This is a genomic window from Serpentinimonas sp. SMBJO2 (assembly GCF_056341105.1).
Map to the genome: position 1 here is coordinate 2000172 of NZ_CP150628.1, position 16179 is coordinate 2016350.

The window sequence follows — 16179 nt, forward strand, 5'->3', positions numbered from 1 at the left end:
GTTGGATCCGCTGCGGCGGCCTTTAGCGCAAGCCACTGCCGTAATGGTCTTCGCGCACGATGCGCGGCGTGTTTTCGCGCGGTTCGATGGTGATGGGCTCATAGACCACGCGCCGGCGCTCGGGGTCGTAGCGCATTTCCACATGGCCCGAGAGCGGGAAGTCTTTTCGAAACGGATGCCCGATGAAGCCGTAGTCGGTGAGGATGCGGCGCAAGTCGGGGTGGCCATCGAAGACGATGCCGTAGAGGTCGAAGGCTTCGCGCTCGTACCAGTTGGCCGCCGACCACAGGTGGCTGACGCTGGGCACTTGCGGCCAGTCGTCGTCGGGGCAGCGCACGCGCACGCGCACGCGCTGGTTGAGCGAGACCGACAGCAGGTGCGCCACCACGGCGTAGCGCACTCCGTCCCAGCTTTGGTCGCGCCAAGCCGAGTAATCGAGGCCGCACAGGTCGATGAGTTGCTCGAAACGGCAGCCGGTAGCGTCGCGTAGGGTCTGCATCACGTCGAGGTAATCGGCGGCAGCGACTTCGAGCGTGATTTCGTCGCTAGTGCTTTGCACCACGGTGGCGCGGCCTTGCAGGATCTGGCTCAGTGTCTGCTGCACGGTGGCGGCAGGGCGCTCGCTCCAAGACCCGAGGTGGGGTGGCGCGCCTTTGCTTGCTGGGGTCGTCATGGCTGGTGCCTCGGCCGCGCTCAAACGCGCGCGATGGTTTGGGTGCGGCGGATTTTTTGCTGCAACTGGATGATGCCGTAGATCAGCGCCTCGGCCGTGGGCGGACAGCCCGGCACGTAAACGTCGACCGGCACCACGCGGTCGCAGCCGCGCACCACCGAATAGCTGTAGTGGTAGTAGCCGCCGCCGTTGGCACAGGAGCCCATGCTCAGCACCCAGCGCGGCTCGGCCATCTGGTCATAGACCTTGCGCAGCGCCGGGGCCATTTTGTTGCACAGCGTGCCGGCGACGATCATCAGATCCGACTGGCGCGGGCTGGCCCGGAACACCTCGGCACCAAAGCGCCCGAGGTCGTAACGCGCGGCCGCCGAGTGCATCATTTCGACCGCGCAGCAGGCCAGCCCGAAGGTCATGGGCCAGATGGAACCGGTCTTGGCCCAGTTCACCACCGAGTCGTAACTGGTGGTGACGAAGCCTTGCTTGAGTACGCCTTCAATCATCGCATCGATCCTTGTGTAAATGAACTGCCGCTGCCGTGCATGCAGACAGCAACGCGCTCACTCCCAATCCAGCGCCCCTTTTTTCCACTCGTAGACAAAGCCCACGGTGAGAATGGCCAAGAACATCATGCCGGCCAAAAAGCCGGTGAAGCCGATTTCACTGAACGCCACCGCCCAAGGGAACAGAAAAGCGATCTCGAGGTCGAAGAGGATGAAGAGGATGGCGACGAGGTAGTAGCGTACGTCGAATTTCATGCGCGCGTCCTCGAAGGCCTCGAAGCCGCATTCGTAGGGGGAGTTCTTCTCGGGGTCGGGCCGGTTTGGGCCCAGGACGTAGCCTATCAGCTGCGGCAGCACACCCACTGCAAGACCGACCAGAATAAACAAGAGGACGGGCAGGTAAAGCTCGAGATCCATTATGCAGCCTCAATAGAACGCCCACACCGCCCAGCCCTCGACGGGCGCGCTGGGCGCGCTGGGTGAGTCTTTCATGATTGGTGCCGACGGCGAGACTCGAACTCGCACAGCTTTCGCCACTACCCCCTCAAGATAGCGTGTCTACCAATTTCACCACGTCGGCTTAAAACTCTGATGCATCCAGCCAAGCTGGAGGAGCCTTGGCCCCCTGTGCATCCCAGCCCGAATTTTACCTTGAAAATAAGGGTAAAACCTTACGCAGACTTACTGCGCGGGAATTTGCCCCGCACCGGCGGGCGCCGTGGCCGGTGCTGCCGGCAGCGCCGGGGCACCCGGAATCTGGTCGGCGGGCGTGGGCGGGGCCACGGGCAGGGTTTCGAGCACGGTGCCCGCTCCGGCCTGGGGTGCTTGGCCAAAGTAGGCCAAGCCCAGCGTGGAGCTCAGGAACAAGGTCGCCAAAATCGCCGTGCTGCGCGACATGAAGTTGGAGCCGCCGCTGGCGCCGAACAGGGTGGCTGCGCCCGAACTGCCGCCACCCAAGGAGGCGCCGGCATCGGCCCCTTTGCCGTGCTGCACCAGAATCAGGCCGATCATCACCAACGCGGACAGCAGTTGCACCGCCAGCAGCAGGGTCAAGAAAATATTCATGAACTCTCAAACTCCAAAATCAGTTGCTCTGCAGCGCCGCTTGGCCGGCTGCAGCGATGGACAGAAACGAGGCGGCCTTGAGCGAGGCGCCGCCGATCAACCCGCCATCGACGTCGGGCTGGCGCAGCAGCTCGGCGGCGTTGGCCGCGTTCATGCTGCCGCCGTAGAGGATGCGGTTGCGCTCGGCCTGCCCGGTGGCGGCGCGCAGTTGCGTGCGCAGCACCGCATGCACCGCCTGCGCTTGCGCGGCACTGGCGCTCAGGCCCGTGCCGATGGCCCACACCGGCTCGTAGGCGACCACGATCTCGCTGCAGCAGTGGCCCACGGCGTGGATCACGGCCGACAGCTGGCGCTTGACGACGAATTCGGTGCGTCCGGCTTCGCGGTCGGGCAGCGTTTCGCCCACGCAGACGATCGGCGTCAGGCCCGCCGCGAGCGCGCGCTGCGCCTTGAGGGCCACCAGGTCGTCGCTCTCGTGGTGGTACTGGCGCCGCTCGGAGTGGCCGACGATGACGTAGCGGCAGCCGCAGTCGCGCAGCATGGCGGCGCTGACCTCGCCGGTGTAGGCCCCGCCCTCGTGCGCCGACACATCCTGCGCGCCCCAGTCGATGCCGCTGCCCTGCAAGGCCGTCTGCAGCTGCAACAGATAGGGGGCCGGCGCGCACAGCGCCAGATCGGCTTGCGCCGCATCAAAGCCCGCTTTGAGCGCAGCCAACAGCTCGGCGTTGGCCGCTTGGCTGCCATTCATCTTCCAGTTGCCGACGATCAGTTTCTTGCGCATGATGGACCCTTGAGATCGGTTGCAGCGGCCAAGGTTCAGTCGGCTTGCGGCGGCTGTTGCGCCGGTTGGGCCTCGTCGCGGTCCAGCAGCGCCTTCATCGACAGCTTGATGCGACCCTTCTCGTCGGTCTCGAGCACCTTGACCTTCACCACCTGCCCTTCCTTGAGGAAGTCGCTCACCTTCTCGACGCGCTGGTGCGCGATCTGGCTGATGTGCAGCAGCCCGTCCTTACCCGGCAGCAGGTTGACGAGCGCGCCAAAGTCCAGAATCTTGGTGATCGGGCCTTCGTAGACCTTGCCGATTTCGACCTCGGCGGTGATGGCCTCGATGCGCCGCATGGCGTCTTCGGCCTTGGCCGCTTCGCTGCTGGCAATGGTGATGGTGCCGTCTTCGGCGATGTCGATCTGGGTGCCGGTCTCTTCGGTCAGGGCGCGGATGGTGGCACCGCCCTTGCCGATCACGTCGCGGATTTTCTCTGGGTTGATCTTCATGGTGTAGAGGCGCGGCGCATAGCTCGAGAGCTCGGTCTTGGCGCTGCCCAGCGCGGCTTGCATCTCGCCCAGAATGTGCAGGCGCGCCTCCTTGGCTTGCGCCAGCGCCACTTGCATGATCTCTTTGGTGATGCCCTGGATTTTGATGTCCATCTGCAAGGCCGTGATGCCGGCCGGCGTGCCCGCCACCTTGAAGTCCATGTCGCCGAGGTGGTCTTCGTCGCCCAGGATGTCGGTCAGCACGGCGAAGCGGTTGCCTTCCTTGATCAGGCCCATGGCGATGCCGGCCACGTGCGCCTTCATCGGCACGCCGGCGTCCATCAGCGCCAGACAGCCGCCGCAGACCGACGCCATGGACGAGGAGCCGTTGGATTCGGTGATCTCGCTCACCACGCGCACGGTGTAGGGGAACTCGTCCTTGGCCGGCAGTGCGGCGACGAGTGCGCGCTTGGCCAGGCGGCCATGGCCAATCTCGCGCCGCTTCGGGCTGCCCACGCGCCCGGTTTCACCGGTGGCGAAGGGCGGCATGTTGTAGTGCAGCATGAAGCGGTCTTCGAAATCGCCGGCCAGCGCGTCGATGCGCTGTGCGTCGCGCTCGGTGCCCAGGGTGGCGATCACCAGCGCCTGCGTCTCGCCGCGCGTGAACAGCGCCGAGCCGTGGGTGCGCGGCAGCACGCCGGTGCGGATTTCGATCGGGCGCACGGTGCGCGTGTCGCGGCCGTCGATGCGCGGCTCGCCGGCCAGAATCTGCCCGCGCACGATGCCGGCTTCGATGTTGAACAGCAGCTCTTCGACCTTGACCGCGTCGCACGCGAGCCCCTCGGCCTTGAGCCCGGCGTGCACGGCGGCGTAGGCCTGGCGGCAGGCTTGGGTGCGCGCTTGCTTGTTGCGCATCTGGTAGGCCGCCACCAGGGCGTCGCGGCCCAGCGCCTCGACGCGGGCGATCAGCGCCTCGTCACGCGCCGGCGGCTGCCAGTCCCATTCGGGCTTGCCGGCTTCGCGCACCAGTTCGTTGATGGCGGCGATGGCGATGTTGCCTTGCTCGTGGCCAAAGACCACGGCGCCCAGCAGCACCTCTTCAGAGAGCTGCTGCGCTTCGCTCTCGACCATCAGCACCGCCGCTTCGGTGCCCGCCACCACCAGATCGAGCTGGCTCTGGGCGCGCTCGGTCTGGCCGGGGTTGAGCAGGTATTGGCCATTGGCGTAGCCCACCCGCGCAGCGCCGATGGGGCCGTTGAAGGGGATGCCGCTGATGGACAGCGCGGCGCTGGTGGCGATCAGGGCGGCGATGTCGGCATCGACCTCGGGGTTGAGCGACAGGGTGTGCACCACCACCTGCACTTCGTTGAAAAAGCCCTCGGGGAACAGGGGCCGGATCGGGCGGTCGATCAGGCGGCTGGTGAGGGTCTCGAACTCGCTCGGGCGCCCTTCGCGCTTGAAGAAGCTGCCCGGAATCTTGCCGGCGGCGTAGGATTTTTCGAGGTAATCGACGGTGAGCGGAAAAAAATCCTGGCCTGCCTTGGCGTCGGTTTTGGCGACCACGGTGGCCAGCACCACGGTGCCGTCCATATCGAGCAGCACGGCGCCGCTGGACTGGCGCGCGATTTCGCCGGTTTCGAGCCGCACGGTGTGGCGGCCCCATTGAAAGCTTTTGCTGACTTTATTAAACAGACCCATGAGTGTTCCTGGTGTGGTGGGGGTTGTGGGCCGGGGCCGAGCCTTCAGAACACGATGCCATTCCAGTGCCGCCGTGGCGCGCGCGACGGCTTTGGAATGACACAGCTTCGCTCTGAATGAGCACGCCTGACCTGGAGGGAAAGCGCAGAAAACGCCTGCGGCGACAGGGCGACCGAGGCGTTTTGCACGATGAACGAAACCACGAGTGGGCAAATGCCGCAACGGGTGGGGCTTATTTGCGCAGGCCGAGCTTTTGGATCAGGCTCACGTAGCGATCGGCGTCTTTGCCCTTGAGGTAGTCGAGCAGCTTGCGCCGACGGCTGACCATCTTGAGCAGGCCGCGGCGGCCGTGGTGGTCCTTGGCATGGGTTTTGAAGTGCGGCGTGAGCTCGTTGATGCGCGCCGTGAGGATGGCGACCTGCACTTCGGGGCTGCCGGTGTCGTGGGGCGTACGGGCGTTGGCCGAAATCACTTCGGCTTTGACGGATGAGGCGATCATGAACTAATGGACCCAGTGTGGAACATGCGCCCCGCTGCAGAAAAGATGCCGGCCAAGGCCAGACAGACCTTGCTGTGGCCTTGAAGCACACGGCAAGCAGCCCAGAGTTGGCGCAGCGGCTTTCCGCGTGCGGGCGTGGAACGTTGGCCTGCAAGCTGCAGGCAACCTGTCGATTATAACCCTAGGCGCTGCGGGTTGGCAAGGCTTGGTCTTGCCAGCAAAACGCACTTGGACCTGACCTGCTCAGCCGACCAGTATCCGATCGATCCTGCCTTGCTGGTCCAGATGCACGCTCAAGCGTGTGGCGCGGTAATCGGCCGTGAAAACCGACCGAAAGGGCAAGACGCGCAACTCCACGCCTGGCCAATAAGCAGCCAACAGTTGGTGTAAAGCCGCCACGCCTATGGTGCGCGCCTGCGGGTCCCAAGCCTGGGCGCGTGCCGCATCCGTGTCCACATGGTAGCCCAGCAAGCGGTAACGCTCGAGCACCGCAACCAGGCTGCCATCGAGTTGAGCGGCTTGCATGTTGGGCACGGGCTTGGTTCGGTTCATGGACACAGAGGAAGGTGCAACGGGGGCAGGCGCGCCTAAAGACGAAGGGGCTGCTGGGTTCGGTTGCTGCCCGCCCATGGGCGCAGCGCAAGCGGAAAGCCCGAATGCGGCCACCCACCAGGCCAGCAACATGAAGTTTGAACGTTTCACCGTTGCGTCCTTGTTCACCACACCACGCGATAGGTCGCGCCCACGAAGGTCTGATCCGGCGCCTGCGCGCTGTGGCCCGGATGGATGCTATGCACCACGTTGGCGCTCAAACTCTCGCCCCGCCCCAGGTGCAGCGTCGTGCCCCATTCCAGGTTCATCTGGCGTGCGCTCGGTGCCAAGTTGGCCGACACCGCCTCGTAGCGCACCTACCCATCCAGCGTGCGCCCCACCGCTGCGTTGAAGTGCGCGCGCGCCGAATCCACGCGCAGGGGCTGCGAGAGCGCCAGGAACATCTGCGAGCGCTGCCCGGCAAAGGCCACCCCAGCCGCAAACTCGCTCGTGCGCGCACCTTCCACGCTGGCAAGCAGGTGCTGGCCCTGCACGTCCAGAGTGCCCGAGCGCAGCAGGCCAAAGCCGCGCCAGCCCGCGCCCAAGTCCTGGTTGAAGCGCAGCACCACAGACTGAGCGCTCGATGCGGTCAGCGCCAACGCGCCCGCCCCTTGCGCGCCCTGCACGCCGCCGCGCTCCTGCACCGACTCCACACCCACGCCAAGGCTCAAGCCCGCAAGCGGCGTGAAGTTCAGGCCAAAGGCGCTGAGCACGGCGCTTTGATCTTGGGCGCCGCGCTCCTTGCCCCGGCCCGTCATGTGCGCCTGGTTGAACTGCGCGTACACCTCGACCCCATCGCTCAGGCTGAAGGCCGCACCCAGCGCATGCGCGCCATCGAAGGCTTGCAGCGCGCCGTGGTCGGCAAAGGACAGCATCTGCGGCAAGGCTGCGCTGTGCAGCCCCGCACTTGGCAGGCGCTGGTGGGCGCGCTGCATCGATGCCAGGCTCATGCGCCAGTTGTCGGACGCAAAACCGAACTCGGTCAGCACGGGAGCGCGGCTGTCACCCGCAAACCCCAGGCGCACGTTCAGCGCCGCACCCTGCTCGCCCCCTACCGGCGCGCTTTGCGTGACCTCACGCGCCTCCATCTGAGAGAGGAAATTGCGCCGTGCGTCGCTCGCAGCGTTGCGCTGCACCAAGGCGGCCACAGGCAGGGCGAAGTCGCGCCCGAAGGAGTCGAACACCGCGCTCGTCACACCCGCAGGGCTGGCGTCGCCAAAGGCAGCGGGCAGGCGCAAGTGGGTGGCCTCGATCGCCACGCCCTGCCCCACGTTCGCCCCCGTGGGGACAGACACCGGGCCGACGGGTTGCAAGGCGCGCATCAGGTTCAGGCGCCCACGACCGAAGTGGTAGGCACCGCAGTTGACGTTGGCCGATGGGCCGCAGTTGTTCTGCGTGAACAGGGGGCTGAAATCCCGATCTGCCGTATCGAGCAGGAGGGACGTGCTCAGATCCGGCGTCAGGTGCGGCCAGCGCGCAATCACCGTGGTCAGCGCCGCCGACACCACCGGCGTTGCGAAGGATGTGCCATCGACCCACTCGCGCACCGGGTTCGCGGCGGTCGAGTTGGCGCTATAGACCTCGGTCTGCGATTGCGTCACCAGAAAACGCGCCTGCACATCGGTGCGCTCGCCCGGACGATTGGAAAAGGGTGCGAGCGTCACGTTGTCGGGGCTGAGCGCGCCCACCACCAGCGTGATGTGGGCAAAGGGCGCGTGCTCAAAGATCGACGGCGCGGGCGTTCCGTACGTGCCAAGTGTGATGAGCGTTTGCGTGATGGAGCGGTTCTCGTTGCCTGCCGCAATCACGGCTGCGCTGCCACGCGCCACATGGTCTGTGTAGAGACGGTCGGTGTCCGCATGGCGCATGAACATATTGCTCAGGCTGTAATTGACCAGGCGCGCGCCTTGCGCGTTGGCCCAAATGCCCGCGTCGGCAACCGAGTTGATCGCAAAACCGACGCCGTCTTCTTGCGGGCGCGCCAGCCACAGGGCTTCGTTGTGCGTGCCGCGTGCCAGCACCTGCGTCACCGGCGTACCGTGCCACTGCGAGGCGTTGTTGCTTGGCACATCGTCGATCAGCGGCGTCGTGGTCGAGAAGTTGCGACTGCCCGACACGCTGGCGGCAATGGCATGGTGCGTCAGTATGAAGCCGGTATCCACCACGCCCACGTTGACCTTGACGGATTCGGCGGGCAGGAAAGCCTCGATGCCCGCATGGTTCATGGGCGCAGGCTGCAAGGGCGGCGGCTGGGTGTAAAGATCGGGTGGCGGCGTTTGGTTGAGCAAAGGGCCGCCGCCGCCACCGCCACCGCCACAGGCGGACAGGGAAACCGTGGCGGCAACAGCGAGCGCAATCGCGCTCAGGCGCAGGGCGATGAACGGATAAGCGCGCGAGCGCAGGGACACATGGTGCATGGACTGAGATAGCCCCCTGAAACGGTGCCACAAACAAAGCCCGACGGGCTTGGCTGGACGGCAACAGCCAAGCGCTCCACGCCACCACGAACCGACCGCACCGTGCCGTGGCACGGGCAGCATCCTAACGCATGCAGGGGGCGAAAGGCGCCGGCGCCCCCGGCCAGCGCAACTCAAGACGAGGCCAGCAGCGCGTGCAGCTCTTGCACCGACACCACGCCGAGCGAGTCTTGGCACTTGATGCCTTCGACCGCCGCTTCGGCGCCCGAGATGGTGGTGAAGGTGGTGACGCGGTTGGCCAGCGCCGAGGTGCGGATGTAGCGCGAATCGGCGATGGCGTTGCGCCGCTCCTCGACGGTGTTGATGACCATGGCGATGTCGCCGTTTTTGATCAGATCGACGATGTTGGGCCGGCCTTCGGCGACTTTGTTTATCTGCGCGCACGGCACGCCGGCGGCGTTGAGGGCGGCGGCGCTGCCGCGCGTGGCCACGAGCTCAAAGCCGAGCGCGTGCAGCTCGCGCGCCAGCTGCACCGCGCGCGGCTTGTCGTCGGCCTTGACCGACAGAAACACCTTGCGCACGGCGTCGCTGGGGCGCGGCAACTGGGTGCCGGCCCCCAGCTGCGACTTGACGAACGCCTCGCCAAAGCTGCGCCCGACGCCCATGACTTCGCCGGTGGACTTCATCTCGGGCCCGAGGATGGTGTCCACGCCGGGGAACTTGACGAACGGGAACACCGCTTCCTTGACGCTGAAGTACGGTGGCACCACTTCGCGCGTCACGCCCTGCTGCGCCAACGTCTGACCGGCCATGCAGCGCGCCGCCACCTTGGCCAGCTGGATGCCGGTGGCCTTGGAGACGAAGGGCACGGTGCGCGAGGCGCGCGGGTTGACTTCGAGCACGTAGATGACATCGACGCCGTCGAGCTGCTGAATCGCGAACTGCACGTTCATCAGCCCGACCACGTTCAGGGCGCCGGCCATGGCCGCCGTCTGGCGCTTGATTTCATCCACGGTGGCCGCGCCCAAATAGTAGGGTGGCAGCGAGCAGGCCGAGTCGCCCGAGTGCACACCGGCTTGCTCGATGTGCTCCATCACGCCGCCGATCAGCACGGCACCGCTGGCGTCGCGGATGCAATCGACGTCGCACTCGATGGCGTCGCTGAGGAAGCGGTCCAGCAGCACCGGCGAATCGTGGCTGACCTTGACCGCCTCGCGCATGTAGCGCTCGAGGTCGCGCGGCTCGTGCACGATTTCCATCGCCCGCCCACCCAGCACGTAGCTGGGGCGCACCACCAGCGGGTAGCCCAGCGCGCTGGCCTTGTCCATGGCCTCGGCTTCGGTGCGCGCGGTGGCATTGGGCGGCTGGCGCAGCCCGAGGCGGTGCAGCAGCTGCTGGAAGCGCTCGCGGTCTTCGGCGGCGTCGATCATGTCCGGGCTGGTGCCGATGATGGGCACGCCGGCGGCCTCGAGCCCGAGGGCGAGCTTGAGCGGCGTCTGGCCGCCGAACTGCACGATCACGCCCTCGGGGCGCTCTTTGGCCACGATTTCGAGCACGTCCTCGAGCGTCAGCGGCTCGAAGTAGAGCCGGTCGCTGGTGTCGTAGTCGGTCGAGACGGTCTCGGGATTGCAGTTGACCATCAGGGTCTCGTAGCCGTCTTCGCGCAGGGCCAGCGCGGCGTGGACGCAGCAGTAATCGAACTCGATGCCCTGCCCGATGCGGTTCGGCCCGCCGCCCAGCACCATGATTTTCTTGCGCTCGCTGGGCGCGGCTTCGCACTCTTGCTCGTAGCTGGAATACAGGTAGGCGGTGGCGGTGGCGAACTCGGCGGCGCAGGTATCGACGCGCTTATAGACCGGGCGCACGCCCAGGGCGTGGCGCTGGGCACGCACGGCCTGCTCGTGGGTGTGCAGCAGCTTGGCCAGGCGGCGGTCGGAAAAGCCCTTTTGCTTGAGCGTGCGCAGCGTTTCGGCGCTCAGGGCCGCCAGCGCCTGCGCGCCGTGCGCGGCGGTGTGCCGGTCCAGCCCCAGCTCGATGCGCACGATGTCTTCGATCTGCACCAGAAACCACGGGTCGATGCGCGTGATCTGCTGCACCTCGTCCAGTGTCCAGCCGGCGGCGAAGGCGTCGCCCACGAACCAGATGCGCTCCGGCCCGGGCGAGCCGAGTTCGCGCTCCAGCGTTTCGCGGTCCTGGGTTTTTTCGTTCATGCCATCGACGCCGACCTCGAGCCCGCGCAGCGCCTTCTGGAAGCTCTCCTGGAAGGTGCGCCCGATGGCCATGACTTCACCCACCGACTTCATCTGCGTCGTCAGGCGGCTGTCGGCAGCGGGAAATTTTTCGAAGGCAAAGCGCGGGATCTTGGTCACCACGTAGTCGATGCTGGGCTCGAACGAGGCCGGGGTGGCGCCGCCGGTGATCTCGTTCTTGAGCTCGTCGAGGGTGTAGCCCACCGCCAGCTTGGCCGCCACCTTGGCGATCGGGAATCCGGTGGCCTTGGAGGCCAGCGCCGACGAGCGCGAGACGCGTGGGTTCATCTCGATCACGACCATGCGCCCGTCGGCCGGGTTGACGGCAAACTGCACGTTGGAGCCGCCGGTGTCGACGCCGATCTCGCGCAGCACCGCCAGGCTGGCGTTGCGCATCAGTTGGTATTCTTTGTCGGTGAGCGTCTGCGCCGGCGCCACGGTGATCGAGTCGCCAGTGTGCACGCCCATCGGGTCGAGGTTTTCGATCGAGCAGACGATGATGCAGTTGTCGGCGCGGTCGCGCACCACCTCCATCTCGAACTCTTTCCAGCCCAGCAGCGACTCTTCGATCAGCAGCTCGTGCGTGGGCGAAGCCTCGAGGCCGCGCTTGCAGATGGTCTCGAACTCTTCGGGGTTGTAGGCGATGCCACCGCCGCTGCCGCCCAAGGTGAAGCTGGGGCGGATCACGGTCGGGAAGCCGACCTGCCTTTGCACCTCCCAGGCCTCGCTCAGGCTGTGCGCGATCCCGGAACGCGCCGAGCCCAGGCCGATCTGGGTCATGGCGTCCTTGAACTTGAGCCGGTCTTCGGCCTTGTCGATGGCCTCGGGCGTGGCCCCGATCAGCTCGACGCCGTGCTGCGCCAGCACGCCCTGGCGCCAGAGGTCGAGCGCGCAGTTGAGCGCGGTCTGGCCGCCCATGGTGGGCAAAATGGCGTCCGGCCGTTCCTTGGCGATGATCTTGGCCACCGTCTGCCAGGTGATGGGCTCGATGTAGGTGACGTCGGCGGTGGCCGGGTCGGTCATGATCGTGGCCGGGTTGCTGTTGATCAGGATGACCTTGTAGCCCTCTTCGCGCAGGGCCTTGCAGGCTTGCACGCCGGAGTAGTCGAACTCGCACGCCTGACCGATGACGATCGGGCCGGCGCCGATGATGAGGATGCTCTTGAGGTCTGAACGCTTGGGCATGTTCTGTTTACTCCGAAGCCATGAGCGCCGTGAAGCGGTCGAACAGGGGGGCGATGTCGTGCGGACCCGGCGAGGCCTCGGGGTGGCCCTGGAAGCAAAAGGCCGGGCGGTCGCTGCGCTCCAGCCCCTGCACGGTGCCGTCGAACAGGCTGATGTGGGTCACGCGCAAGTGCGCCGGCAGCGATTCGCGCTCCACGGCAAAGCCGTGGTTCTGGCTGGTGATGGCCACGCGCCCGCTGGCGAGCTCTTGCACCGGGTGGTTGGCGCCGTGGTGGCCGTGCGGCATTTTGTAGGTGCGCGCGCCGCTGGCCAGGGCCATGATCTGGTGCCCGAGGCAGATGCCGAAGGTGGGCAGGCCGGATTCGATCAGCTCGGCGGCGGCGGCGATGGCGTAGCCGCAGGGCTGCGGGTCGCCGGGGCCGTTGGACAGGAACACGCCGTCGGGACGCAGCGCCAGCACCTGGGCAGCCGGGGTTTGGGCCGGCACCACGGTGACGCGGCAGCCGCGTTGCGCCAGCATGCGCAGGATGTTTTTCTTGACGCCAAAGTCGTAAGCCACGACGTGAAAGCGCGGCGTCTGCAGCTCGCCGTAGCCGGGGCTGCCGTCGGCGCGCGCCAGCTGCCACTCGGTCTGCGTCCACTCGTAGGGCTGGGCCGTGCTCACCACCCGCGCCAGGTCTTGCCCGGCCATGCTGGGTGCGCTGCGGGCGGCGGCCAGCGCCTGCGCCACCACCGCCTCGCTCAGGCTCTGGCCCGCCGCGAGGGCGACGATGGCGCCGTTTTGTGCCCCGTGCGTGCGCAGGCGGCGCGTGAGGGCGCGGGTGTCGATGCCGGCAATGGCCACCGTGCCATGGCGCTGCAGGTACTCGCCCAAGCTGCGGCTGGCGCGAAAGTTGGAGTGCAGCAGCGGCAGGTCTTTGATGATCAGGCCGGCGGCGTGGATGGCGTCGGACTCCACGTCCTGCTCGTTGACGCCGGTGTTGCCGATGTGCGGGTAGGTGAGCGTGACCAGCTGCTGGCGGTAGCTGGGGTCGGTGAGGATTTCTTGGTAGCCGGTGAGCGCGGTGTTGAACACCACTTCTCCGACGGTCTGGCCGGTGGCACCGATGGCGGTGCCGCGAAAGACCGTGCCGTCGGCAAGCGCGAGCAGGGCGGGGGCGGGGACGGGAAACACGGGACTCTCCAGGGACTTGGATTCTGGCCGCACCCTCAGGCCCCACGCCAGCACGGACTCAGGCGATTTTGATTGGGGCTGCAGCGGCCTTGAGCCACCGGGGTGCGCAGGGTTCGGGTAAACCTTAAAATTATAGCCCGCCCGCCCACCGCCACCGGGGCCCCTGCCGGGCCTAGTGTGGTGTTGCGCGCTTGATGGGACAAATAAAACCGATGGATTTTTGGCCCTGCTTAGGCGCAAACCACAGCCATAGTGCCACTATGGCGCGGATTTGCAACGACAGCAGGGACGAAAAGGCGCGGTTTTATGTTCCAGATAGCGCGCAACGCCACACTAGCTCAAGCGGGCCGCTGCACCGCGCTGGCGTGCAAACAAATGGCGGCGGCGGCGGCGACGTTGAGGGATTCCTCGCCGCCGGGCTGGGCGATGCGCAGGGTGTGGCTGGCGCCAGCCAGCAGCTCGGGGCTCAGGCCCTGCCCTTCGTGGCCGAACAGCCAGGCGCAGGGCCAGGGCAGCGCGGCCTGGTGCAGCCACTGGCCCTGGTGCGAGCTGGTGGCCAGCAGCGGCAGCTGGAGCGCCGCCAGATCGCCTGGGTGCAAGCCTTCGATCAGGCGCAGGCCAAAATGCGCCCCCATGCCGGCGCGCAGCACCTTGGGCGCCCACAGCGCCGCCGTGCCCTTGAGCGCCAGCACCTGCTCGAAACCCAAGGCGGCGGCGCTGCGCAGGATCGAGCCGACGTTGCCCGGGTCTTGCAAGCGGTCGAGCAGCACCGTCGGCCGCCCGGGCTGGCACGCCACGGCGGTGGGCAGGGGCCACAGAAAACCGACCGGCGCGCTCGAGCCCAGGCCGCTGACGCCGGCGAGCAGGCTGTCGGCCAGCGCCACGCGGCGCACGCTGGGGGGCAGGCTCCAGGCCGTGTCCCAGTGCGGGGCCGATTCGGCGCGCAGCAACACCGTGGGCAGCTGGCCACGGGCCAGCAGGGCGCGGCACAGGTGCTCGCCTTCGAGCCAGACCAGCCCCAGCTCGCGGCCGGCGGCCGCGTCGTGCGCCAGGCGGCGCAGTTGCTTGAGCAGCGCGTTGTCGCGCGAGCGGATGGTTTCGGTGCTCATGCCGGGCGCCCAGCCGCCAGCAGCGCCGCCACCGGGGCAAAACCGCGCCGGTGCAGGGGCGTGGGGCCCAGGCGCTGCAGCGCCTCCAGATGCAGCGCGGTGCCGTAGCCCTTGTGGCGGTCAAAGCCGTAATCGGGGTACTGGGCGTGCCAATCGTCGCACAGGCGGTCGCGCTGCACCTTGGCAACGATGGAAGCCGCCGCAATCGCCGCCACCCGGTCGTCGCCGCGCACCACGGCTTGCGCGGGCAGGTGCAGGGCGGGCAAGCGGTTGCCATCGACCAGCACCTGCGTCGGGCGCAGCCGCAAGCCGGCCACGGCGCGCTGCATCGCCAGCAGGGTGGCTTGCAAGATGTTGAGGCGCTCAATTTCTTCCACGCTGGCCTGAGCCACCGAGCAGCACAGAGCGCGGTCGTGGATCAGCTCGCACAGCTGCGTGCGCCGCTTGGGCGTGAGTTTTTTGGAGTCGCGCAGGCCGGCGATCGGTTTGCGCGGGTCCAGCATCACGGCCGCCGCCAGCACCGGCCCGGCCAGCGGGCCGCGCCCGGCCTCGTCCACCCCGGCCACCAGGCCCGGCGGCGCCCAGCCCAGCTTGTAGGCCTCAAGCGCTGAGGATTTGCGCGATCGCATGGCTGGCTCGGGCGGGCATGTCTTGCCGCAGTTGCAGGTGCATCTCGGTGAAGCGCTGGCGCAGGCGCGTCACCGCTGCCGGGTCGTCGAGCCAGGCCAAGGTGGCGCGCGCCAGCGCCTCGGGCTGCGCCTGCTGCTGCAGCAGCTCGGGCACCAGGCTTTGCTGACACAAGATGTTGGGCAGCCCAATCCAAGGTGTGCGCCGCTGCTGGTTGGCCACCCACCAGGAGAGCCACTGCATGCGGTAGGCGATGACCATCGGGCGCTTGTGCAGCGCGGTTTCGAGCGTGGCGGTGCCGCTGGCCACCAGCGCCACGTCGCAGGCCGCCTGCACGGTGTGCGCCTGCCCCAGCACCAGCTGCACCCGCGCCTCCATGCCGCTGGCACGCAGCGCCTGCTCCAGCGTCGGGCGCAGGCCCTCGTGCGTGGGCAGCACGAAGCGCAGCTGCGGTCGCTGCTGCGCCATCAGGCGGGCGGCGTGCAAAAAAGGCGCGGCCAGCGCGTCGATCTCGGCCACCCGGCTGCCCGGCAGCAGCGCCACCACGGTGGCGTCGGGAGCCAGCCCAAGGCGCTGGCGCGCGCCGGCCTGATCGGGCTCGAGCGCGATCAGGTCGGCCACCGGGTGTCCGACGAAGGTGCCGGCGATGCCGTGGCGCGCCAGCAGCTCGGGCTCGAAGGGAAACAGGCACAGCACGTGGCGCACGCTGCGCCGGATGGCGTGCACGCGCCCGGGCCGCCAGGCCCAGATCGAGGGGCACACCAGTTGCATCGCGGGGATGCCGGCGCGGTTGAGCCGGCGTTCCAGCGGCAGGTTGAAGTCCGAGGCGTCGACCCCGAGGTACAGATCGGGACGCTGGCGCAGCAAGTCGGCGGCGTAGTGGCGCCGGAGGGCGCTGATGCGCCGGTAGGCCCACAGGCCCTCGACCAGCCCGCGCACGGTGAGCTCGTCGCAGCTGTGGTGCGCCACAAAGCCCTGCGCCTGCATCAGCGGCCCGCCGATGCCGCTGGCCTGCAAGCCGCTCCAGCGCTGGCGCATGCCCTGCAGCAGCAAGGCCGCGAGCTGGTCGCCGGAGCGTTCGGCCGCCACCATGGCCACGCGCAAGCCCGCGCCCGGCGGCGACGGGCCTAGGCTGGCAGGG

Annotated in this window: 15 protein-coding genes and 1 tRNA gene; all 16 read right to left on the reverse strand. The window is 67.5% G+C overall.

The genetic code is table 11. From position 1 onward, the window contains the following. Window positions 1-22 precede the first annotated feature (22 nt). The 16 genes from AAAZ40_RS09325 to lpxB all read right to left on the reverse strand — a co-directional run bounded on the left by AAAZ40_RS09325 (window position 23) and on the right by lpxB (window position 16130). Window positions 23-673, reverse strand: coding sequence for an NADH-quinone oxidoreductase subunit C (locus tag AAAZ40_RS09325; RefSeq protein ID WP_476660111.1), 651 nt, complete (start codon window positions 671-673; stop codon window positions 23-25). A gap of 20 nt (window positions 674-693) precedes the next feature. Beyond that, window positions 694-1173 carry a NuoB/complex I 20 kDa subunit family protein gene (locus AAAZ40_RS09330; RefSeq protein ID WP_045535836.1) on the reverse strand — a complete coding sequence of 160 codons (480 nt, stop codon included), beginning with the start codon at window positions 1171-1173 and terminating at the stop codon, window positions 694-696. Window positions 1174-1230: 57 nt separating this feature from the next. Beyond that, window positions 1231-1590 (reverse strand): NADH-quinone oxidoreductase subunit A, encoded by a 360-nt coding sequence (locus tag AAAZ40_RS09335; protein ID WP_476660112.1) that lies wholly within the window; start codon window positions 1588-1590, stop codon window positions 1231-1233. 78 nt (window positions 1591-1668) lie between these two features. After that, window positions 1669-1753, reverse strand: a tRNA-Leu gene (locus AAAZ40_RS09340). A gap of 101 nt (window positions 1754-1854) precedes the next feature. Next, window positions 1855-2238, reverse strand: a complete 384-nt coding sequence (gene secG / locus AAAZ40_RS09345; protein ID WP_476660113.1) for a preprotein translocase subunit SecG — start codon at window positions 2236-2238, stop codon at window positions 1855-1857. Between the two features lie 19 nt (window positions 2239-2257). Further along, window positions 2258-3019 (reverse strand): triose-phosphate isomerase, encoded by a 762-nt coding sequence (gene tpiA / locus AAAZ40_RS09350; protein ID WP_476660114.1) that lies wholly within the window; start codon window positions 3017-3019, stop codon window positions 2258-2260. 35 nt (window positions 3020-3054) lie between these two features. Further along, on the reverse strand, window positions 3055-5187 hold the full coding sequence (pnp, locus tag AAAZ40_RS09355) for a polyribonucleotide nucleotidyltransferase (protein ID WP_476660115.1): 2133 nt from the start codon (window positions 5185-5187) through the stop codon (window positions 3055-3057). A gap of 232 nt (window positions 5188-5419) precedes the next feature. After that, window positions 5420-5686 carry a 30S ribosomal protein S15 gene (gene rpsO, locus AAAZ40_RS09360; RefSeq protein WP_476660116.1) on the reverse strand — a complete coding sequence of 89 codons (267 nt, stop codon included), beginning with the start codon at window positions 5684-5686 and terminating at the stop codon, window positions 5420-5422. A 243-nt stretch (window positions 5687-5929) separates the two neighbouring features. Next, entirely contained in the window at window positions 5930-6238 is a 309-nt protein-coding gene (locus AAAZ40_RS09365) for a hypothetical protein (RefSeq protein WP_476660117.1), read from the reverse strand. Window positions 6239-6402: 164 nt separating this feature from the next. Further along, window positions 6403-6546, reverse strand: a complete 144-nt coding sequence (locus AAAZ40_RS09370; RefSeq protein WP_476660118.1) for a hypothetical protein — start codon at window positions 6544-6546, stop codon at window positions 6403-6405. 48 nt (window positions 6547-6594) lie between these two features. Continuing rightward, complete coding sequence (locus AAAZ40_RS09375) at window positions 6595-8694, reverse strand: S8 family peptidase (RefSeq protein WP_476660119.1); 2100 nt, start codon at window positions 8692-8694, stop codon at window positions 6595-6597. Between the two features lie 173 nt (window positions 8695-8867). Further along, window positions 8868-12128, reverse strand: coding sequence for a carbamoyl-phosphate synthase large subunit (gene carB / locus AAAZ40_RS09380; protein WP_476660120.1), 3261 nt, complete (start codon window positions 12126-12128; stop codon window positions 8868-8870). 7 nt (window positions 12129-12135) lie between these two features. After that, entirely contained in the window at window positions 12136-13302 is a 1167-nt protein-coding gene (gene carA, locus AAAZ40_RS09385; RefSeq protein WP_476660121.1) for a glutamine-hydrolyzing carbamoyl-phosphate synthase small subunit, read from the reverse strand. A 338-nt stretch (window positions 13303-13640) separates the two neighbouring features. Beyond that, complete coding sequence (locus AAAZ40_RS09390; RefSeq protein WP_476660122.1) at window positions 13641-14411, reverse strand: TrmH family RNA methyltransferase; 771 nt, start codon at window positions 14409-14411, stop codon at window positions 13641-13643. Continuing rightward, the gene (rnhB, locus tag AAAZ40_RS09395) at window positions 14408-15040 is read right to left on the reverse strand and encodes a ribonuclease HII (protein ID WP_476660123.1); all 633 of its coding nucleotides are present in this window, start codon (window positions 15038-15040) and stop codon (window positions 14408-14410) included. The genes AAAZ40_RS09390 and rnhB overlap by 4 nt, the downstream gene beginning before the upstream one ends. Next, window positions 15012-16130, reverse strand: coding sequence for a lipid-A-disaccharide synthase (lpxB, locus tag AAAZ40_RS09400; protein WP_476661719.1), 1119 nt, complete (start codon window positions 16128-16130; stop codon window positions 15012-15014). Before lpxB ends, rnhB begins: the two co-directional genes overlap by 29 nt. Window positions 16131-16179: the final 49 nt, after the last annotated feature.